The following is a 19,417-nucleotide window of genomic DNA, read 5'->3' as shown; positions in this document are numbered from 1 at the left end:
TCGAGGATTTTCGACACCACGCCGGCGCCGACGGTGCGGCCGCCTTCGCGGATGGCGAAGCGGAGCTTTTCTTCCATCGCGATCGGCGCGATCAGTTCCACCTGGAACGACACGTTGTCGCCCGGCATCACCATCTCGGTCCCCTCGGCCAGCGTCACCGTCCCGGTCACGTCCGTCGTGCGGAAGTAGAACTGCGGGCGGTAGTTCGCGAAGAACGGCGTGTGACGGCCGCCCTCTTCCTTCGTCAGGATGTAGGCCTCGGCCTCGAACTTCGCGTGCGGCTTCACCGAGCCGGGCTTGCACAGGACCTGCCCGCGCTCCACGCCCTCACGGTCCACACCGCGCAGCAGCGCGCCGATGTTGTCGCCCGCCTCGCCGCGATCCAGCAGCTTGCGGAACATCTCGACGCCCGTGCAGGTCGTCTTCTTTGTGTCGCGGATGCCCACGATCTCGATCTCGTCGCCCACGTTGATCACGCCGCGCTCCACGCGGCCGGTCACCACCGTACCACGGCCGGAAATCGAGAACACGTCCTCGATCGGCATCAGGAACGGCTGGTCGATCGGGCGCTCCGGCGTCGGGATGTACTCGTCCACGGCCGCCATCAGTTCGCGGATCTTGTCCTCGCCGATCGCGTTGTCACGGCCTTCCATCGCCGCCAGCGCAGAGCCCGCGATGATCGGAATGTCGTCGCCCGGGAAGTCGTAATCCGACAGAAGCTCGCGCACTTCCATCTCGACGAGCTCCAGAAGCTCCTCGTCGTCCACCTGGTCGACCTTGTTCAGGAACACCACAAGCGCCGGAACGCCGACCTGGCGCGCCAGGAGGATGTGCTCGCGGGTCTGCGGCATCGGGCCGTCCGCCGCGTTCACCACCAGAATACCGCCGTCCATCTGCGCCGCGCCCGTGATCATGTTCTTCACGTAGTCGGCGTGGCCGGGGCAGTCCACATGCGCGTAGTGCCGGTTCTCGGTCTCGTATTCAACGTGCGCCGTCGAGATCGTGATCCCGCGCGCCTTCTCCTCCGGCGCGCCGTCGATCTGGTCGTATGCACGGAATTCGCCGAAATACTTCGTGATCGCCGCCGTCAGCGTCGTCTTGCCGTGGTCAACATGGCCGATCGTGCCGATGTTCACGTGCGGCTTGTTCCGTTCAAACTTTGCCTTTGCCATGGATCAGGCGCCTTTCTTTGGGGCGGTCGAAACGCCCGGGTCAACAACGCGGGCTCGTTACAAAGCGGGGCCGGGAAAATCAAGCGCCGCCGATGGAATTTTCAGGCGATGTGCCGACGGCGGGACGGTTTTCCGGGCGGGCCGATGCCCCGCCGAACCACGCCTCGTTCTCGCGCAGCCACAGCTCGATCTCTATCGCGGCATTGTCCGCCAACTCGTCCAGCTGCTCCTGTGCAGTCTGGGTGTAGCCGGAGCCGACCACGGTATCACCGCCGGCGTCTTCCCAGATCGTCAGGTTGCGGGTGTCCACATTCAGCCGCTGCGGCACCGAATCGTAGGCATTGACCGAAAGGAACAGGGTGGAGCGCGGCGCGAACAGCACCGGGATGCCAGGCGGCGCCAGCACATAGCCCTGCACCTTGATCCCGATGGAATAGCTGCCCTCGCCCTCGAACCGACGCAGCCGGGCGCCGACCGCGTCGGTGACCGCCGTCTTCAGCTGCGCATCGCTGACCGTCCGCGACACGATGCTGGACGTGGGATCGTCCACGATCACCACCAGACGGTCGAGGCTGAAATCGCCCAGTCCGCTGCGTTCCACGTCTGGATCGATCGCCTGAGTGCAGGCGACGAGCGACAGCGCGCCGAGGCCAAGGAGTAGTCGTTGCAGCATGTCGGTCTCCGTCAGTCTCCGGCAGGCAGTCCTTCAGGCGCGGTGGGTAGCCCAAACGCGACAGGGGCACAATCGTGATCCCCCGGCTTTCCGGACTTTGGAACGCACGCTGCGTGCGGTACCTTTCGCGCGTGGCAAACCGGAGGATGGCATGGAATTTACCGCGCTGGACCCTTGGAAGCTGATCGTTCTGATGGCGGCAGGCGGAGTATTCGCGCTGGCCGGGCTCTGGCTGATCTTGAGGCCCAAGACGGACGGCCACAGCATGGTCGTGCACGTCTGGGGCATGAAGCTGGAAGCCTCCTCGGCTGGCGTGCTCGTGTTCCTGATCGGCACCGCATTCTTCGCGACGCCGCTTTTCGTGCGGGAGAATTCCGCCTCCGGCGGTGCGGCGACGCAACAAGCCTCCGGCGACCCCGGTTCGCCACCAGCAGCTGTCGTGAGGAACGCGGCGGAGGAAAGTCGCGTACAGACAAGCGAGGCACGCCCGCAGAGCGTTCAGACGGTTTCGGGGCGGGCCATCACCGCCGTTGGGAGCGAGGTCGAGCCCAACGACAATGTTGCGGAGGCCAATGAAATCGCGGTCGGCTCGGTCATTAGCGGCACGGTGGAACAGGGCAATCCCGACTACTACAGCTTCACATTCCCGGAAGATTACGTCGGAAGCTTCGCTGTCAATCTTTCCGGCGACGTCGTTTGGTTCACGCTCTACGATGATCTCGGCGCAAGAATCGGCAACTATCGCGACAGCACACGCAGGGAGGTTCGCTCGCCACGATACTATGTCAGTTTCGGGACAAGCGACCGGCGCGCGGACTACCGGCTTTCCGTGGCCTCACGCAGCGAGTGACGCGCGGCGCAAGCGAGCCGCGCGTCAGAGGGTCAGAGTTTCTCGGTCAGTTCCGGCACGGCCTCGAACAGGTCGGCCACAAGCCCGTAATCTGCGACCTGGAAGATCGGCGCTTCCTCGTCCTTGTTGATCGCGACGATCACCTTGCTGTCCTTCATGCCGGCAAGATGCTGGATCGCGCCCGAGATACCGCAGGCGATGTAAAGATCGGGCGCCACGACCTTGCCGGTCTGCCCGACTTGCCAGTCGTTCGGCGCGAAACCACTGTCCACCGCCGCGCGGCTGGCCCCGATCGCCGCCCCAAGCTTGTCGGCCAGACCGGCGATCACCTTGAAGTCCTCTTCGGACCCGACCCCGCGCCCGCCGGACACCACGATGCCCGCGCTGGTCAGTTCCGGCCGGTCGCTTTCCGCCACCTTGTCTTCGACCCATTCCGAAAGGCCGGGATTGTCCGCCGCCGCTATGGCTTCGACCGGGGCCGCGGCCTGCTCGCCCGCCGCATCGAAGGTCGAGGTGCGCAGCGTCATCACCTTCAGCGCATCGCGCGAACGCACCGTCTGGATTGCGTTGCCTGCGTAGATAGGCCGCTCGAACGTGTCGGCGTCCACGACAGCCGTCACGTCGGTCAGGATCATCACGTCCTTCAGCGCGGCAACGCGCGGCAGGATGTTCTTGGCATCGGTCGTCGCGGGCGCGCACACATGCGTGAAATCGCCTGCAAGCGACGCGATAAGCGCCGCGACCGGCTCTGCCAGGCGATGCCCATAAAGCGCGTCTTCGGCCACCAGTACCTTTGCGACGCCGGCAATCGTGGCCGCCTCGGCTGCCGCAGCGGCGGCTGAGGCACCGGCGCACAGCACAGTCACGTCGCCCAGGGCCTGCGCGGCGGTGACCGCCTTGGCCGTGCTGTCACGCGACAGCGTTCCGTCGGTCACTTCCGCGAAAAGAAGAACAGCCATCACACCACCCCCGCTTCCTTGAGTTTGCCCACCAGCTCGTCAACCGAGCCGACCTTGATCCCCGCCGCGCGCTCGGGCGGCTCGCCGGTCTTGACGATCTCGAGGCGCGGCGCCACGTCGACGCCGTAGTCCGCCGCCGTCTTCTCGGCCAGCGGCTTTTTCTTGGCTTTCATGATGTTCGGCAGCGATGCGTAGCGCGGCTCGTTCAGGCGCAGGTCGGTGGAGATGATCGCCGGAAGCTTCACCTTTACCGTCTGCAAGCCGCCGTCCACCTCACGCGTGACCGTCGCGTAACCGTCCGCGATCGTCACCTTGTTGGCATAGGTCGCCTGGCTCCAGCCCAGCAGCGCCGCCAGCATCTGGCCCGTCGCGTTCATGTCATTGTCGATCGCCTGTTTGCCACAGATCACGGCGCCGGGTTCTTCCTCGGCGACCACCGCAGCCAGAATCTTGGCCACCGCAAGCGGTTCGATGTCGGTATGGACGTCCTCGGACGCGACCACGAGGATCGCCCGGTCCGCGCCCATCGCCAGCCCAGTACGCAGCGTTTCCTGCGCCTGCTTCACACCGATTGAAACAAGGATCACTTCGGACGCGATGCCCGCCTCGCGAAGCCGGATCGCCTCCTCGACCGCGATTTCGTCGAACGGGTTCATCGACATCTTCACATTGGCGAGGTCAACACCGCTGCCGTCCGCCTTCACGCGAACCTTCACGTTGTAATCAATCACCCGCTTCACGGGAACGAGTAGCTTCATCAGAGGTCTCCGTTTCGTCGCTATGATCGGCTCGCCCCGTTACTTAGAGGCTTGGCCGCGGTGCCGACAGTGGAAAAACGACCCATTTCCCGCTGGCAACGCAACGTTGTGTCGCGCGAAAGCGATGATTGCGCAAACAGCGGGTGCGCGCCCGGCGTGGGACCAAAGATCGCCCGCCATTCCGTAAGTAGCATGCCCGCCGCATCACATGATCCAGCGGTTCTTGCGCCGACCGGGCCTGCGCTGTGCGTTTCCGGGCAACGGGCCGTCCGCCGGACGCCCCGCCGCTGAACGGGTTCAGCGGTTCTTGCCCGCCCTGCGGGCCTGCGCTCCGCGCTTCCGGGCAACGGGCCGTCCGCCGGACGCCCCGCCGCTGAACGGGTTCAGCGGTTCTTGCCCGGAACCCACAAGACGTCTGCCTTGCCGTTGTCGTTGGCGATGCGGGAGGCGACGAAGAACCAGTCGGACAGGCGGTTGAGATACTGCACCGCCGCCGGATTGATCTCTTCCAGCGAGGCGAGTTCCATCACCAGCCGTTCCGACCGGCGGGTCACGGTCCGGCACAGATGCAGGTGTGCGGCCAGCGCCGAGCCGCCCGGGAGTACGAAGGACCGCAGCGGCTCCAGCGCGGAGTTCATGGAATCGATTTGCGTTTCCAGACGCTTGACTTGCGCGTCCACCATCCGCAACGGGGTGTACTCGGCGTCCTTGTCGCGGGCCATGTCGGGGCGGCAGAGATCGGCGCCGAGATCGAACAGGTCGTTCTGGATCTCGGCGAGTTGCCCATCCATCGGGTCCGAAGCGTGCAGACGGGCTAGCCCGACGGTCGCGTTCACCTCGTCCACGGTGCCGTAGCTTTCCACCCGCAGCGAGTATTTCGCCACCCGCGTGCCATTGCCCAGCGCCGTCTCGCCGCTGTCGCCGGTCTTCGTGTAGATCCTGTTCAGAACCACCATTCTTTCATCCACCCATTCTGCGAAATGCAACGAAAACAAGGATCAACAGGATCGCCACGGCCTGCGCGGCGATGCGGTATCGCATCACCCGGTTGGCGTGCTTGCGATTGAATTCACCACCCCGCGCGAAGCCGCCGATGCCGACGAGCAGGATGCCGGCCACCGCGAGGCAGGCGATGGCGACGATGATGAAAAGCGGGTCCTGTAGCATGTGCTGTCCTTTCAAGTGGCTGCACAGATAGCGGAGAGCAGCGCGATTGCGAACCGCCTTCGTGCCAAAATCGGCCCGTATGACCCGCATATGAGTCGCATATGAATTCCATATGAGTCCCGCATGGGCCGCCGCCCGCGCCCGCAGGCGGCCCGCGGTCCGGTCACGCCTTCGCGCAGAGCCAGTCGAGCGCGCGGGTTGGCAGCACCCGGCGCGCAAGCGCCATGGCATGCGTCGGCACCGTCACCCGATAGCGGGCGCGCGGGCGTTCATCGGTCAGCGCGCGCAGCAGCGCGTCGGTCACCGCCCCGGCGGGCAGTTCGAACCGCCCCCCGCCGCCGCCCTTGTAGAGCAGGTCCAGCAGGCTGTCGCGATACTGCTGCGCCCGGGCGGAGGCTTCCCAGTCGATCCACTTCTCGAATTGCGCGATCGCGTTGGCGCGGAACGCTGTGGCGATCGGGCCGGGCTGGATCAGGATGACCTTCACCGGCGTGTCCGCCAGTTCCAGCCGCAGCACGTCGGTATAGCCTTCCACGGCATACTTGCTGGCAACATAGGCGCCGCGCCACTTGGCCGGGATGAACCCCAGCACCGACGAGCACTGCACGATCCGCCCGCCGCTTTCGCGGAGCAGCGGCAGCGCGGCGCGGGTCAGGTGGTGCCAGCCAAAGAAATTCGCCTCGAACAGCGCGCGGAGGGCGTCGGTGGGCACGTCCTCCAGCGGGGCGGGGATTGCGTAGGCACCGTTGTTGAACAGCGCGTCGAGCCGCCCATCGCCGTGCGCCGCGACCTCGGCCAGCGCAGCGTCGATGCTGGCCGTGTCCGCGTAATCGAGATGCAACGCGGTCAGCCCTGCGGCCGACAGCGCGGCCACGTCCCCCGGCTGCCGAACGGCGGCGAAGACCTGCCAGCCTTCGGCATGCAGGCGCAGCGCGGCATCGCGGCCGATGCCGGACGAGCAACCGGTGATCAGGATGCTGCGGCGGGTCAGGGCTGGACCTGAAGGAAGCGGCTGGCCATGTACACCTCCTGCCCGGTGTCCGGATGTTCGATGGCGGCCCAGCCGTCGGCGAAGGGCCGGGTCAGGACGACTTCGGCTCCGAAATTGACCCGGCCGACGACCGGATCGCCGGTTGAGGGGCCGGCGCGCAGGTTGACGGCGGTCGCGGTGACCAGCGCGGTGCGCTGCGCGGGCGCCGGGTTCTGCGCGGCCGGCTGCGGCGGCGCGGGCGCTTCGGGCGCAGCCTGCGTTTCGCCCAGCAGGTTCTGGAGCAGCTCGTCCGTGGCGTCCTGCGTACTGTCCGGAGCGCGGTTGCGCACGGAGTCCGACAGCGACAGCGCATCGGCGGCATCGCTGCCCGCCCCGCCCGACAGGCCAGGCAAGCTGAGCACGGTGGCCCCCGGCGCCCCTTCGTCGCGGAACGGGTCGGCGTCCGGTGCATCGGCTGGCGTGTCCCGCGCGACGATGCCGGTGTCGCTGGGGTCGGCCGCGCCGGGCGCGCTACCGGGTGGGGCGTCGGGTGGGTCGTCGGAAGGCGCTTCGGTGATCGTTTCGGGCGGGCGGGCCGGTTCGGAATCGCGGCCGGTGTCCGGCGCGGCATCCGCCATCGGATCGCCCTGCCGAGGCACCTCTGCCTCCGTGTCGGACGGGGCGCCTGCGGTGTCTGTCTGGGCGACGCGGCGCGGCCCCTCCGGCGCGAAATACATCGCCAGGAAGATCGCCGCGCAAAGAAGAACCGTCAGTCTGAACCCCATGATGTTCCCTTCCTAGCCCGGATGCGCCGCCCGAAGAAACAGGATTCCGCGCGGTAATGCCAGTGGCCGCGCACCGTGTGTCCGGCTACGCTTTACCGCGCCGCGGGGCGGGGATACTGTCGCGCCATGGACGAACCAGAGCTTCCCGACGACCTGCCCGAAAACGTGACCGAACCGCTGCGCCGCGCGATCGGCAGCCGTTACCTGACCTATGCGCTGTCCACGATCATGCACCGGGCGCTTCCCGACGCGCGGGACGGGTTGAAGCCGGTTCACCGGCGCATCCTGTACGCGATGCGGGAGTTGCGGCTGTCGTCCAGCGGCGGGTTCCGCAAGTCGGCCAAGATCTCGGGTGACGTGATGGGCAACTATCACCCGCATGGCGATGCCGCGATCTATGACGCGATGGCGCGGCTGGCGCAGGATTTCGCCGTGCGTTACCCGCTGGTGGACGGTCAGGGCAATTTCGGCAACATCGACGGCGACAACCCTGCCGCCGCCCGCTACACCGAGGCGCGCATGACCGCCGCCGCCGAGGCGCTGCTGGAAGGCCTGTCCGAGGACGCGGTGGATTTCCGCGACAACTACGACGGCACGCTGACCGAACCCGTTGTGCTGCCCGCCGCGTTCCCGAACCTGCTGGCCAATGGCGCGAGTGGCATCGCGGTGGGGATGGCCACGAACATCCCGCCGCACAACCTGCACGAGCTGGTCGGCGCCTGCCTGCATCTGATCAAGCATCCCGAGGCGCGCGACGACACGCTGCTGGATCATGTGAAGGGACCCGACTTCCCGACCGGCGGGGTGATCGTGGAAAGCCCCGAGTCGATGCGCGAGAGTTACCGCACCGGGCGCGGCGCGTTCCGCCTGCGCGCCCGCTGGGAGATCGAGGAGCAGGGCCGCGGGCAGTGGGTGATCGTGGTGACCGAGATCCCTTACCAGGTCCAGAAGTCCAAGCTGATCGAGAAGCTTGCCGAACTGATCCAGGCGCGCAAGGTGCCGATCCTGGCGGATGTGCGGGACGAAAGCGCCGACGACGTGCGTATCGTGCTGGAGCCGCGGTCGCGCAACGTGGATGCCGACGTGCTGATGGGCACGCTCTTCCGGCTGTCTGATCTTGAAGTGCGGTTCAGCATGAACATGAACGTGCTGATCGACGGGCGCACGCCGAAGGTCTGTTCGCTCAAGGAAGTGCTGCGCGCGTTCCTCGACCACCGGCGCGAAGTTCTGCTGCGCCGCTCGCGGTACCGGCTGGGCAAGATCGACGCCCGGCTGGAAGTGCTGGAGGGTTATATCGTCGCCTTCCTCAACCTCGACCGGGTGATCGCGATCATCCGCAGCGAGGATCAGCCCAAGCCGGTGCTGATGGCGGAATTCGCCCTGACCGAGGTGCAGGCCGAAGCGATCCTGAACATGCGGCTGCGGTCCCTGCGCAAGCTGGAAGAGATGGAACTGAAGCGCGAGCGCGACGATCTGCTGATCGAACGCGCCGGGCTGGAGGACCTTCTGGCGGACGACGGCCTGCAATGGGCTCGCATCGCCGAGCAGTTGCGCGAGGTTCGCAAGGCGTTCGGCGAGGGCGCGCCGGGAGGCGCGCGGCGCACCGGCTTCGCCGAGGCGATCGAGATGGCCGAGGTGCCGATCGAGGCGATGATCGACCGCGAGCCGATCACGGTGGTCTGTTCCAAGATGGGCTGGATCCGCGCCATGAAAGGGCACCTGGCCGACGGCGCGCCGCTCAAGTTCAAGGACGGCGACGAAGGGCGGTTCGTGCTTCATGCCGAAACGACGGACCGGCTGATCGTGGTCGGCTCGAACGGGCGGTTCTACACGCTGCCTGCGGCGAACCTGCCCGGCGGGCGCGGCATGGGCGAGCCGCTGCGCCTGATGGTGGACCTGCCGAACGATGCCGGGATCGTTGCGCTGCTGCTGCACCAGCCGGGGCGGCGGCTGCTGGTGGCCTCCAGCGCGGGCGACGGCTTCGTTGTGCCCGAGGACGAGGTTCTGGCGCAGACGCGGGGCGGCAAGCAGGTGCTAAACGTGAGGGCCCCGGTGCGGGCGCTGCTGTGCAAGCCGGTGAGCGGCGATCACGTGGCCTGCGTGGGCGAGAACCGCAAGGTGCTGGTGTTCCCGCTGTCCGAATTGCCCGAAATGGGCCGGGGCAAGGGCGTGCGGATGCAGAAGTTCAAGGATGGCGGACTGTCCGACGCCATCACCTTCCGATTGGCGGACGGGTTGAGCTGGCAGGACCCGGCCGGGCGCACGCGGGTTCAGTCGGACCTGACGGAATGGCTGGGCAAGCGCGCGGGCACCGGCCGGATGGCACCGCGGGGGTTCCCAAGGGACAACCATTTCGGTTGATCGGCGCGCCCGGCCACCTTTTCTCCGTCCACCGAACCAGAGCTGAGTGCGGACGGCCCGGAAGGGCGGACCGCCGGGGCGACACATGCGGGCAGGACGCTTGACACGAGGCAGCGGAACCAGACGGCCGCGTGGGTGCGTGAGCCGGGCACACCAGGCGGGGGCAGGGCAATGATGTCGCCGCTTGGCTGCTGGCCATCCTGATCCTGCTGGTGCTGCCGCTCTGTGCCTATGGCGGGCACCGGATCGGCCGCGCCAGCCGCGAGGCGGCCCTTGCCCGGGACGGAACCGGGAAAGCGGTCGTCGGCGAGTCCATGAACAGCGCTATGATCGCGCTGCTCGGCCTGTTTCTCGCCTTTACTTTCAGCTTCGCGCAGAGCGGCGCCGGGGATCGGCGCCATGCCCAGATCGAGGAGGTCGCGGCCATCGGCACGGCCTTCCTGCAGGCGGACCCGGTGGCCGAAGCGGGCCGCACGGCGCTCCGCGAAGCGTTGGCCGCCCATGCCGAAACCCGCATTCTGGAGGAAACGGGGCTGGTGCGGCCGACCGAACGAGAGGACGTGCTGTCGGAAACGCTGGCGGCACAGGCGGTGCTTTGGCCGACCGCGATGGCGGCGACCGGCGGAGCAACTCCGGCGCCAATCCGCGCGGCAGTGGCGCGCGGCATCACCCGACGTGCTGGATGCCCACACAAGGCGCTGTGCGGCCGGGGTGCGGTTCGCGCCGTTGCTGGCCAAGGCGATGATCCTGTTGGCGGCCTGCACGGCTCTGACCGTGACCTCGAACAGCGCGGCGCTGCAAGGGCGGGCTCTGACGTGGCGGACCTTCCTGTTCGCTGGGCTCTGCTGGCGGCGGTGTTGATCGTCATCCTCGACTTCGAACGTCCGCGCGAAGGCTTTGTGCGGCTCGATGCCGCCCAGATGCGGATGCTTGTCGCGGAACTTGATGCGATGTTGGAAGAAGGCTGACACCGGTCCTGCCCTTCCCCGCCTGCAGAACGGCGTGCGCGCCCATCCGGCGGACCGCCCGCAGGCGCAGCCTGCGCGGCCCAACGGGATGAGACACCGGAAGGTGTCGAAGACGGGCGGGAGCGCCCGGTTCCGGGAAGTGAACAGAGCCCTGGTGCGGTACGCCGATCAGCTGCCGCGAAGACCCAACGTACGCTGGCGCAGCCATTCCACCATTGCGCGCGGCTTGGCCGACCATTCCGCGATCTCTTCGGGCGGGATCGGCATGCCCACCACCGGCCCCTGCGGTCGGTTGAGCGCGTGCACCACCTCGTGGATCAGCAGCCCCTGGCGCAGCGTCGCCGACATCCGGTTCGCCACCTGATACCAACGGCTGTTCTGCCCCGGAAAGAACACCGGCAGAACCGTCGCGCGGCTGCGCTGGATCATCTTCGCGGTGAACGGGTTCCAGTCCGCCTCCACCGCCGGGCCGAACATCGTGCGCGACGAGGCCACGACGCCCGACGGGAACAGCACGATCACCCCGCCCAGCGCCAGGTGATCCATTGCGCGGCGCCGCATTTCCAGGTTCTGCTGCAGCGCGTCCACCTCGTGCGGGAACGGCACCGGGATCATGAAGCGGCGCACCTCGTCCACCCCGGTCAGCAGCGAGCGAGTCAGGATCTTGTAATCCTCGCGCACCCGCCCGATCAGTTCGGCCAGCACCATCCCGTCGACCAACCCGTGCGGGTGGTTCGCCACCACCACCACCGGCCCGTCGCGCGGGATCCGGCGGATCTGCTCCTCGGGCGTGGTCAACTCGATCCCCATCGTCGCCAGCGCCTTGGCCCAGAACGCCTGCCCCTCGGGCACGCCGGTGCGTTCGAACTGCCGGATCAGCCGCAGCAGCGTCAGCTTGCCGGTCATCCATTCCATCGTCTTGATGGTGGCTGCCTGCATCCCGTTGTCGAACGTGTTGGCATAGGACAGCTTGCGCTTGTCGTAGGGCACATAGTCGGGCGGCGCGAAATCGCCCGCGGCCGCGATCTCGGCCTGCCGCCGCGGAGAATAGCTGTCAACCACGGCGCGCCCTCGCCGACTGCGCGCGGCGGTCAGACATCTTCACCGAACCGCTGCGCCACCAGCCGTTCGAGCGCTTCGGCCAGTTCCGCCGCCTGCGGGCCCGACACCGCCACCTCGATCTGCGATCCGCGGGCCGCACCCAGCATCAGCAGCCCCATGATGCTGTCACCCGACGCGCTCAGCCCGTCCTTGGACACCTCGGCCCGCGCGTCATGCGCCTCCACGACCTCCACGAGCTTGGCCGACGCACGCGCGTGCAGGCCCTTTTCGTTCACGATCATAAGTGTCTTGACGATGCTGTCGGTCATGCTGACCATCTCAATTGCCGAAAGCGTCAAAGCAATCAAGGTATTTCCGCCCGGCCTGCAGCGCGTTCTCCACCGCCTCGGGCACCGACAGGTGCCGCGACTTCACCAGCTTGATCAGCATCGGCAGGTTGGCCCCGTACATGATCCGGCGCCCGGGCTTGCCGCTCGCGGCCAGCGACAGGTTGGACGGCGAGCCGCCGAACATGTCGGTCACGATGATCACGCCGTCGCCGGTATCCACAGCGTCGGCCACTGCGCCAATCTCGAGCCGCTTGCCCTCGCGGTCCTCCTGCGCGGCGATGGACACGGCACGCATGCCCTCCTGCGCGCCCAGCACGTGTTCGACCGCCGAGAGATATTCCCGCGCAAGACCGCCATGGGCCACGATCACGATGCCGATCACCGCCTTGCCCCGCTGCTTCGAAGGTCCGTCACCCGGCCCTTGTGTTCCAGTTCGTGATGCCGGACCGCCACCTTCCAGCCAGCATCCTCAAGTGCCGCGGCCAGCGCCGCCGCCATTGCCACCGATCGGTGCTGCCCCCCGGTGCACCCGAAGCCCAGCGACAGGTAGGACTTGCCTTCGGCGGCATAGGCCGGCAACAGAAAACAGACAATATCGTTAACTTTTTCGAAGAACGGGGCATATCTGTCATCGCGCGCGATGTAGTCCGCCACACGCGCGTCGCGCCCGTCCAGCCCGCGAAGGCTTTCGTCCCAATAGGGATTGTCGAGGAAGCGGCAGTCGAACACCATGTCGATCCCGCGCGGCATCCCGCGCTTGTAGCTGAACGAATGCAGCATCACCGCCATCTTCTGCCCGCCCTCCGGGTCGAACCAGCGCGCCAGTTCGGCCTTCAGATCGTGCGGCGTCAGCGCCGAGGTGTCGATCAGCAGGTCCGCCCGCGCGCGCACCGGCGCCAGCAGGTCAAGCTCGCGCTCGATCCCGATCTGCGCGGTCTCGGCCGGCGCGAGGGGATGACGCCGCCGGGTTTCGGAATACCGGCGCTGCAGCACGTCGGGCCGCGCGTCGAGATAGAGCAGTTCCACCGCCGCGCCGGGCCCGGCCCCGCCGGACCCGAGCCAGTCGACCAGTTCGAGCAACCCGGACACGCTGAAATCGCGATTGCGCACGTCGATGCACAACACCACCGGACGGTCCAGAGTCGGCCCGTCCAGCAGCCGCGGCACCAGCCGCAACGGGATGTTGTCGATCGTCTCGCAGCCCAGATCTTCCAGCGCGGCCAGCGCGGTGGACCGCCCCGCGCCCGAGGGGCCGGTCACCAGCACGATCCGTCCGGCCCGCGGGGCCGCACCTGGCCCGGATGGCACGCCTGTCGTCATGGTTCCGCGTCGTCCTCCCACGATCCGCCGCCCTGCCTGAGATATTGCAGAAGGGCATGTGGGAAATGTGCATTTCCCGGCGCGTGAAACAAGGCGACCTTCTGGCCGAGCACGTCGGTGCTGCGCCGGGGCGGCAGGCGCGCGGGTTCCGGCAGGTCGAGCCGCACCACCGCCGCCAGCGGCACCGGCCCCGACAGCCGCGCGGGCATCAGCCCGATGCCGCGCGCCTCGATCAGCGGCGGCAGGCCGGGCGGCGCGTCGGCCCAGACCCGTTCGGGGCGCCCGCCGAGGCGCAGCGCGGTGCGGTCGTCGGCCACCAGTTGCGCGCCGTGCGCCATCAGCACCAGCGCCAGCGACGACTTGCCGTCGCCCGACGCACCCTCGATCATCAGCCCGCGCCCGGCCACGGCCACCGTCGTGGCATGGCGGATCTCGTCGGGATCGGGGTCGGGCATGGCGGAGCATCCGGCGTCAGAGGCGGCTGGCAGCGCCGGAACACCGACCGCACGACCGGAGTGGCGCTGCAGGATCATGATGGGCCGGTCCGGTGGATGCTGCAAGCGCAACATGCGGCGCCGCGACTCACTGCGGTGCGGCAAGAAACCTCGGGCGCTACCATTTTTCCCGCAGCACGCGAATTGCCCATTGTTGCGGGAACGCCTTTACCTTGGTGGCGCAAACATCGACGTGATTGCGCTAACTGTGCGAAACCGACCTGTTTTGCCCTGTTGCCTGCGTGGTATAGCACCCTCGTCACCCCACTCTGGGATGACCGGAGCGTTTTCAGGCGCAGCGATCTTCGCGCGCCCGATCCCCGAACAGTCTGCGTAACGCAACGCCATTCGAGGCGTCTGGAGAGATTGCAATGGAACATGGGCGCGTGAACCCCTCGCACAAGCTGGAAGATCAGGGCATGGATGGGCTCGGCTCGGTCTATTACAACCTGCTGGAGCCGGACCTGATCGCCGAGGCGATCAAGCGTGACGAGGGCGTCCTAGGCCAGGGCGGCACCTTCCTCGTGTCCACGGGCAAGTACACGGGTCGGTCGCCCAAGGACAAGCACGTCGTCAAGACGCCGGACGTGGCCGACAGGATCTGGTGGGACAACAACGCCGAGATGTCGCCCGAAGGCTTCGACGCGCTCCATGCCGATATGCTGTCGCACATGAAGGGCCGCGATTTCTTCGTGCAGGACCTTTATGGCGGCGCCGACCCCCAGCTGCGGCTCGATGTGCGGGTCGTGACCGAACTGGCCTGGCACAACCTGTTCATCCGGCACCTGCTGCGCCGCCCCGCCCGCGAGGAACTGGACGGGTTCGTGCCCGAGTTCACGATCGTCAACGTTCCAAGCTTCAAGGCCGATCCCGAAAAGCACGGCTGCAAGTCTGACACGGTAATCGCGCTGAACTTCGCCAAGAAGATGATCCTGATCGGCGGCACAGAGTATGCGGGCGAGAACAAGAAGTCCGTCTTCACGCTGCTGAACTACCTGCTGCCCGAGAAGGGCGTGATGCCGATGCACTGCTCGGCAAACCATGCGACCGGCAACCCGGTGGACACGGCCATCTTCTTCGGCCTGTCGGGCACCGGCAAGACCACGCTGTCCGCGGACCCGGCGCGTACGCTGATCGGCGACGATGAACACGGCTGGTCGGACCGCGGCACCTTCAACTTCGAGGGCGGCTGCTATGCCAAGACGATCAGCCTGTCGCCCAAGGCCGAGCCCGAGATCTACGCCACAACGAAGAAGTTCGGCACGGTGATCGAGAACATGGTCTTCGATCCCGAAACCAAGGAACTGGATTTCGAGGATGACAGCCTGACGCCGAACATGCGCTGCGCCTATCCTCTCGACTACATCTCCAACGCGTCGGACACCGCGCTTGGCGGACACCCGAAGAACATCATCATGCTGACCTGCGACGCCTTTGGTGTGTTGCCGCCGATCAGCCGCCTCACCCCGGCGCAGGCGATGTATCACTTCCTTTCCGGCTTCACGTCCAAGATGGCGGGCACCGAACGCGGCGTGACCGAACCTTCGCCCGTGTTCTCGACCTGCTTTGGCGCGCCTTTCATGCCGATGCGCCCGGAAGTGTACGGCAACCTGCTGCGCGACAAGATCGCCAAGCACGGCGCGACCTGCTGGCTGGTGAACACCGGCTGGACCGGCGGCGCCTTCGGCACCGGCAGCCGGATGCCGATTGCGGCCACCCGCGCGCTGCTGACCGCCGCGCTGGACGGGTCACTGTCGGAATCAACCTTCCGCAAGGATCCGAACTTCGGGTTCGAGGTGCCGGTGACGGTGGAGGGTGTGGATGCAAAACTGCTCGATCCGCGCAGCACATGGGCCGACAAGAAGGCCTATGACGCACAGGCGCAGAAGTTGGTCGACATGTTCGCCGAGAACTTCGACCAGTACGTCGCGCATATCGACGACGACGTGAAGGCCGTCGCCATCGGCTGACGCGCCGCGCAGCGGGATGGGGGCGGGGCGTGTCGGACCGGCGCGCCCCGTTCGCGTTGCCAGCCTGCGCCATCACCGCTTTCGCGGTCCGGCCGCCCGCCGCTCAGCCCAGATCGGCCAGGCCGCGCCGCACGAGGTTGAGCCCGACGATCACCAGTACGAACAGCATCGCACGGCGAAATCTGCGCTGGTCCAGCCGGTCCTGCACGAGCTGCCCGACCCAGAGCCCGGCGACCATCGGCAGTACCATCGCCGCCGACAGCGGAACGCTGTCCGCGTTCAGCACTCCGGACCGCAGGTGCGACAGCAGCAGCACCACCGACCCCGCGCCATAGACCACCCCCTGGACCGAGATCGCGGATTTCTTCGGTGCGTCGATGGCCAGCAGGTACAGCACGGTCGGCGGCCCCCAGACCCCCGACAGCCCGCCCATCAGCCCCGCCAGAAGCCCGATGCCGATATCGGCGGCCCAGCGTGCGCCCGGTGCGATGCGCGGCTTCCAGCCGACGATCTGCACCAAAGAAAAGGCCACGATCGGTACGCCCAGTACAAGATATACGACGCCGGGCGGCAGAGAGGTCAGTAGCTGCGCAAAAACCGCGATGCACACCAGCACGACGGCGATGTAGCGCCAGAAGTCGCGCAGCACGGCACGGGCTTGCGGCAATCCGCCCCGCAGGATCTGCCAGAGATTGGCGAGCAACGTGGGTATGATGAGCGTGGCGAGTGCGCGATCGGGCGGCATGACGCTGGCAAGGCCGGACATCATGATCATCGGCATGGCAAAGCCGACCGCGCCCTTGACGAAACTGGCGACGAGAGTAACGGCGACCACGGCCGCAAGAATGGGCAGCGGAAGGAGCAAGGATGCGAATTCCATGGGTTTTCCCTGAGACGACCCGCCCTATATGCCCGTGTTGCCGCTGCGGCGCAAAACCTGTGACGGTCATAATGCTTCAAGTATTGCGCTCGTTTTGAAAATTTGTTGCGCTGCAGGTGCGAAATGCGTATGCCGTGCGAGATCACTGAGAGGAACCGATTCATGGCCCATGACGGACAGACTTTGCCCCGCACCGACGCAAGCGCACCGGTGCTTGCCGATCTGCTGACCCTCACGCGCGCCGCGCTCGATCCGGCGCAGGCGCTGCTGGACCGTGCCAAGGCGTCCGTCGCGGGCATGGTCACCGAAAACGGCCGCGTGTCTGGCGGGCTGATCGAGGCGCACCAGAGCGCCGCGCACGGGCTGGCGTGGCTGGCCACGTACGTGGAGGCGCTGCGCCAGATGCAGGCCTGGGCCGAAAAGCTGGATGCGCAGGGCAAGTTCGGCGAAGTGGAGCAGATCATCCACCAGATCGCCTTCGGCGAATACCTTTGGCAGATGTATGGCGGCCTGCCGATGAACCAGGGCGAAATGCTGCGCCCGCAGGACATGGGCCTGAGCCAGGAAGACTGCGCGGTCCTGATGACCGACGCGGTGCAAGCGCTGACACAGGGCGGCAACACGCAGGCCGCGCGCACCCGTCTGGTGGTGTTGATGCGCGAACAGTCAGCCAATGTGACCGTGGGCGCAAGCGGGCTTGACGAGGAGCTCGAGATGATCCGCGACCAGTTCCGTCGCTTCGCGGTGGAGCGGGTGCTGCCGGACGCCCATGAATGGCACCTGAAGGACGAGCTGATCCCGATGGAGATCATCACCGAACTGGCCGAGATGGGCGTGTTCGGCCTGACCATCCCCGAGGAATACGGCGGCTTCGGGTTGTCGAAGGCCTCCATGTGCGTCGTTTCGGAAGAACTGTCGCGCGGCTATATCGGGGTCGGATCGCTGGGCACCCGGTCGGAGATCGCGGCGGAGTTGATCCTCTGCGGCGGCACCGAGGAGCAGAAGCAGAAATGGCTGCCCAAGCTGGCCTCGGCCGAAGTGCTGCCGACCGCCGTATTCACCGAACCCAACACCGGGTCGGACCTCGGGTCGCTGCGCACCCGCGCGGTGAAGGACGGCGACGATTACGTGGTGACAGGTAACAAGACATGGATCACCCATGCCTCGCGCACGCAGATCATGACGCTGCTGGCGCGCACGGACCCCGCGACGGACAATTACAAGGGTCTGTCGATGTTCATCGCCGAGAAGACCCCGGGCGACTGCGCCAACCCCTTCCCGACCGACGGAATGACCGGCGGCGAGATCGAAGTGCTGGGCTATCGCGGCATGAAGGAATACGAGATCGCCTTCGACGGCTTCCGGGTGAAGGGCGAGAACCTTCTGGGCGGCGAGGAAGGTCGCGGCTTCGCGCAGTTGATGGAGACGTTTGAAAGCGCACGCATCCAGACCGCGGCCCGGGCCGTGGGCGTGGCGTGCTCTGCGCTCGACATCTCGATGCAGTACGCACAGGACCGCAAGCAGTTCGGCAAGCCACTGATCGAGTTTCCGCGCGTGTCCGGAAAGTTGGCGATGATGGCGGTGGAGATCATGGTGGCGCGGCAGCTGACCTATTTCTCGGCGATCGAGAAGGACGAAGGCCGCCGCTGCGACCTGGAGGCCGGGATGGCCAAGCTGCTGGGCGCACGCGTTGCCTGGGCCGCTGCGGATAACGGGTTGCAGATTCACGGCGGCAACGGCTTCGCGTTGGAATACGCGATCAGTCGCGTGCTTTGCGACGCCCGCATCCTCAATATCTTCGAAGGCGCGGCGGAGATCCAGGCGCAGGTGATCGCGCGCCGCCTGCTGGGCTGACGCACTGGCGGGACGCTCCGTTCCGGAGCGCTGACCCCGGCGCCCTTTCCGGTCCCGGCCCTCGCGCCGGGGCCTCAGCATTTCAGCGGCCGGACAAAAGCCGGTCGACAAGGCGCTGTCGCGCCGGCGGGAACGGCTGGCCCGCACGGCGCGGCTCCAGATGCGTCAACAGAAAATGACCGGTTGTGCGCATGGCCTCGGCGATCTCGGCATCGGGCGCCGCCCCCTGCCCCCGCAGGCAGGGCGGCAGAGGCAGCAGCCGGTCTGCCCATTCCCCGGCGCCCGCCCGCGACACCGCCCGACCGGTGCGCGGAGACACGAAGACCAGATCATCCGTCGCCCCGGTCACCGCGCAGCGCGTCAGGTCGAGCGCGAAACCCAACTCCTCCAGCAGCGCGACTTCCCATTGCAGATAGGCCAGCGGCCAGGCCGGAGTGATCCCCATCAGGTCCAGCAGCGTCACCGTGCGCCGGTAAAGTGCGGGATAGGCCGCGCGTTCCGGCAGCGCGTAGGACAGCAGCCCGCACACCGCCGTCAGCCCCGACAGCGCCAGCCGGTCACCCGCGACGCCGGCCATGCGGCTGCGCACGGGTTCCACCGTGAAGGCGCCAAGGTGATCTTCGAGCCGCGCGCGCCACGCCAGATCGAGCTGCGCTCCGGGCTGCAGCACCGGGCCCAGCCGCCGCCCGCCGCCGCCGCGCACCACCCCCGCGTGCCGTCCGCGCGTTTCGGTGAAGGTTTCGATGATCGCGGCGCTTTCGCCGTGACGGTGCACCGCCAGCAGCACGCCCTCTTCGCGCCAGTCCATTCCGTCTTGCTATCCCGCCGCGGCGGATTTGCAAGCC

Annotated in this window: 20 protein-coding genes; 5 read left to right on the top strand and 15 right to left on the bottom strand. The window is 67.0% G+C overall.

The features are described 5' to 3' along the window. A partial coding sequence (gene tuf / locus DKT77_RS01825) for an elongation factor Tu (RefSeq protein WP_109810035.1) occupies positions 1-1,172 on the bottom strand: 1,172 nt, incomplete at its 3' end. A 79-nt stretch (positions 1,173-1,251) separates the two neighbouring features. After that, the gene (locus DKT77_RS01820; protein ID WP_109810034.1) at positions 1,252-1,845 is read right to left on the bottom strand and encodes a hypothetical protein; all 594 of its coding nucleotides are present in this window, start codon (positions 1,843-1,845) and stop codon (positions 1,252-1,254) included. Between the two features lie 151 nt (positions 1,846-1,996). Between DKT77_RS01820 and DKT77_RS01815 the strand changes: the two genes are divergently transcribed. After that, on the top strand, positions 1,997-2,695 hold the full coding sequence (locus DKT77_RS01815; protein WP_109810033.1) for a hypothetical protein: 699 nt from the start codon (positions 1,997-1,999) through the stop codon (positions 2,693-2,695). Positions 2,696-2,727: 32 nt separating this feature from the next. Here DKT77_RS01815 and DKT77_RS01810 read toward each other — a convergent pair whose 3' ends face one another. The 6 genes from DKT77_RS01810 to DKT77_RS01785 form a co-directional block, all read right to left on the bottom strand. Then, the gene (locus DKT77_RS01810) at positions 2,728-3,654 is read right to left on the bottom strand and encodes an electron transfer flavoprotein subunit alpha/FixB family protein (RefSeq protein ID WP_109810032.1); all 927 of its coding nucleotides are present in this window, start codon (positions 3,652-3,654) and stop codon (positions 2,728-2,730) included. Next, positions 3,654-4,412, bottom strand: a complete 759-nt coding sequence (locus tag DKT77_RS01805) for an electron transfer flavoprotein subunit beta/FixA family protein (protein WP_109810031.1) — start codon at positions 4,410-4,412, stop codon at positions 3,654-3,656. The genes DKT77_RS01810 and DKT77_RS01805 overlap by 1 nt, the downstream gene beginning before the upstream one ends. A 383-nt stretch (positions 4,413-4,795) precedes the next feature. Continuing rightward, on the bottom strand, positions 4,796-5,368 hold the full coding sequence (locus DKT77_RS01800) for a cob(I)yrinic acid a,c-diamide adenosyltransferase (protein WP_109810030.1): 573 nt from the start codon (positions 5,366-5,368) through the stop codon (positions 4,796-4,798). Positions 5,369-5,372: 4 nt separating this feature from the next. Continuing rightward, the gene (locus DKT77_RS01795; RefSeq protein ID WP_109810029.1) at positions 5,373-5,579 is read right to left on the bottom strand and encodes a twin transmembrane helix small protein; all 207 of its coding nucleotides are present in this window, start codon (positions 5,577-5,579) and stop codon (positions 5,373-5,375) included. Between the two features lie 163 nt (positions 5,580-5,742). After that, entirely contained in the window at positions 5,743-6,570 is an 828-nt protein-coding gene (locus DKT77_RS01790) for an SDR family NAD(P)-dependent oxidoreductase (RefSeq protein WP_109810028.1), read from the bottom strand. Further along, positions 6,567-7,334, bottom strand: coding sequence for an SH3 domain-containing protein (locus DKT77_RS01785; RefSeq protein WP_109810027.1), 768 nt, complete (start codon positions 7,332-7,334; stop codon positions 6,567-6,569). The genes DKT77_RS01790 and DKT77_RS01785 overlap by 4 nt, the downstream gene beginning before the upstream one ends. Before the next feature lie 126 nt (positions 7,335-7,460). Between DKT77_RS01785 and parC the strand changes: the two genes are divergently transcribed. After that, entirely contained in the window at positions 7,461-9,695 is a 2,235-nt protein-coding gene (parC, locus tag DKT77_RS01780) for a DNA topoisomerase IV subunit A (protein ID WP_109810026.1), read from the top strand. A 212-nt stretch (positions 9,696-9,907) separates the two neighbouring features. Then, the gene (locus tag DKT77_RS01775; RefSeq protein ID WP_109810025.1) at positions 9,908-10,663 is read left to right on the top strand and encodes a hypothetical protein; all 756 of its coding nucleotides are present in this window, start codon (positions 9,908-9,910) and stop codon (positions 10,661-10,663) included. 168 nt (positions 10,664-10,831) lie between these two features. Here DKT77_RS01775 and DKT77_RS01770 read toward each other — a convergent pair whose 3' ends face one another. Genes DKT77_RS01770 through DKT77_RS01750 form a run of 5 tightly spaced genes read right to left on the bottom strand, consistent with a single transcriptional unit; the run spans position 10,832 to position 13,829 of the window. Further along, positions 10,832-11,725 (bottom strand): lysophospholipid acyltransferase family protein, encoded by an 894-nt coding sequence (locus DKT77_RS01770; RefSeq protein ID WP_420798282.1) that lies wholly within the window; start codon positions 11,723-11,725, stop codon positions 10,832-10,834. Between the two features lie 29 nt (positions 11,726-11,754). Next, complete coding sequence (locus DKT77_RS01765) at positions 11,755-12,033, bottom strand: HPr family phosphocarrier protein (protein WP_109810043.1); 279 nt, start codon at positions 12,031-12,033, stop codon at positions 11,755-11,757. Positions 12,034-12,043: 10 nt separating this feature from the next. Next, entirely contained in the window at positions 12,044-12,436 is a 393-nt protein-coding gene (locus DKT77_RS01760; protein WP_109810024.1) for a PTS sugar transporter subunit IIA, read from the bottom strand. Then, positions 12,433-13,374: an RNase adapter RapZ gene (gene rapZ / locus DKT77_RS01755; protein ID WP_109810023.1), complete on the bottom strand. Its 942-nt coding sequence runs from the start codon at positions 13,372-13,374 to the stop codon at positions 12,433-12,435. The genes DKT77_RS01760 and rapZ overlap by 4 nt, the downstream gene beginning before the upstream one ends. Then, entirely contained in the window at positions 13,371-13,829 is a 459-nt protein-coding gene (locus DKT77_RS01750) for an HPr kinase/phosphorylase (RefSeq protein WP_109810022.1), read from the bottom strand. Before DKT77_RS01750 ends, rapZ begins: the two co-directional genes overlap by 4 nt. 410 nt (positions 13,830-14,239) lie before the next feature. On the opposite strand from DKT77_RS01750, the gene DKT77_RS01745 reads away from it, so the two are divergent. Next, positions 14,240-15,838, top strand: coding sequence for a phosphoenolpyruvate carboxykinase (locus DKT77_RS01745; protein ID WP_109810021.1), 1,599 nt, complete (start codon positions 14,240-14,242; stop codon positions 15,836-15,838). 103 nt (positions 15,839-15,941) lie between these two features. Here the strand turns inward: DKT77_RS01745 and DKT77_RS01740 are convergent, their stop codons facing one another. Next, entirely contained in the window at positions 15,942-16,718 is a 777-nt protein-coding gene (locus tag DKT77_RS01740) for a sulfite exporter TauE/SafE family protein (RefSeq protein WP_109810020.1), read from the bottom strand. Positions 16,719-16,880: 162 nt separating this feature from the next. Between DKT77_RS01740 and DKT77_RS01735 the strand changes: the two genes are divergently transcribed. Beyond that, entirely contained in the window at positions 16,881-18,572 is a 1,692-nt protein-coding gene (locus DKT77_RS01735; protein ID WP_109810019.1) for an acyl-CoA dehydrogenase family protein, read from the top strand. An 82-nt stretch (positions 18,573-18,654) separates the two neighbouring features. Here the strand turns inward: DKT77_RS01735 and recO are convergent, their stop codons facing one another. Beyond that, positions 18,655-19,380, bottom strand: a complete 726-nt coding sequence (recO, locus tag DKT77_RS01730; protein WP_109810018.1) for a DNA repair protein RecO — start codon at positions 19,378-19,380, stop codon at positions 18,655-18,657. Positions 19,381-19,417: the final 37 nt, after the last annotated feature.

It is taken from the genome of Meridianimarinicoccus roseus (genome assembly GCF_003172915.1).
GTDB classification, from domain to species: Bacteria; Pseudomonadota; Alphaproteobacteria; order Rhodobacterales; family Rhodobacteraceae; genus Meridianimarinicoccus; species Meridianimarinicoccus roseus.
The sequence above is the reverse complement of the archived record's forward strand: the minus strand, read 5'-3'. Positions and strand labels throughout refer to the sequence as shown.

Excerpts from the sequence above, each read along its gene's own strand:
- DKT77_RS01785 (WP_109810027.1), bottom strand. The coding sequence starts at position 7,334 with ATGGGGTTCAGACTGACGGTTCTTCTTTGCGCGGCGATCTTCCTGGCG.
- DKT77_RS01805 (WP_109810031.1), bottom strand. The coding sequence starts at position 4,412 with ATGAAGCTACTCGTTCCCGTGAAGCGGGTGATTGATTACAACGTGAAG.
- DKT77_RS01750 (WP_109810022.1), bottom strand. The coding sequence starts at position 13,829 with ATGCCCGACCCCGATCCCGACGAGATCCGCCATGCCACGACGGTGGCC.
- DKT77_RS01740 (WP_109810020.1), bottom strand. The coding sequence starts at position 16,718 with ATGGAATTCGCATCCTTGCTCCTTCCGCTGCCCATTCTTGCGGCCGTG.
- rapZ (WP_109810023.1), bottom strand. The coding sequence starts at position 13,374 with ATGACGACAGGCGTGCCATCCGGGCCAGGTGCGGCCCCGCGGGCCGGA.
- DKT77_RS01800 (WP_109810030.1), bottom strand. The coding sequence starts at position 5,368 with ATGGTGGTTCTGAACAGGATCTACACGAAGACCGGCGACAGCGGCGAG.
- recO (WP_109810018.1), bottom strand. The coding sequence starts at position 19,380 with ATGGACTGGCGCGAAGAGGGCGTGCTGCTGGCGGTGCACCGTCACGGC.
- DKT77_RS01765 (WP_109810043.1), bottom strand. The coding sequence starts at position 12,033 with ATGACCGACAGCATCGTCAAGACACTTATGATCGTGAACGAAAAGGGC.
- DKT77_RS01810 (WP_109810032.1), bottom strand. The coding sequence starts at position 3,654 with ATGGCTGTTCTTCTTTTCGCGGAAGTGACCGACGGAACGCTGTCGCGT.
- DKT77_RS01820 (WP_109810034.1), bottom strand. The coding sequence starts at position 1,845 with ATGCTGCAACGACTACTCCTTGGCCTCGGCGCGCTGTCGCTCGTCGCC.
- DKT77_RS01735 (WP_109810019.1), top strand. The coding sequence starts at position 16,881 with ATGGCCCATGACGGACAGACTTTGCCCCGCACCGACGCAAGCGCACCG.
- DKT77_RS01815 (WP_109810033.1), top strand. The coding sequence starts at position 1,997 with ATGGAATTTACCGCGCTGGACCCTTGGAAGCTGATCGTTCTGATGGCG.
- parC (WP_109810026.1), top strand. The coding sequence starts at position 7,461 with ATGGACGAACCAGAGCTTCCCGACGACCTGCCCGAAAACGTGACCGAA.
- DKT77_RS01745 (WP_109810021.1), top strand. The coding sequence starts at position 14,240 with ATGGAACATGGGCGCGTGAACCCCTCGCACAAGCTGGAAGATCAGGGC.
- DKT77_RS01795 (WP_109810029.1), bottom strand. The coding sequence starts at position 5,579 with ATGCTACAGGACCCGCTTTTCATCATCGTCGCCATCGCCTGCCTCGCG.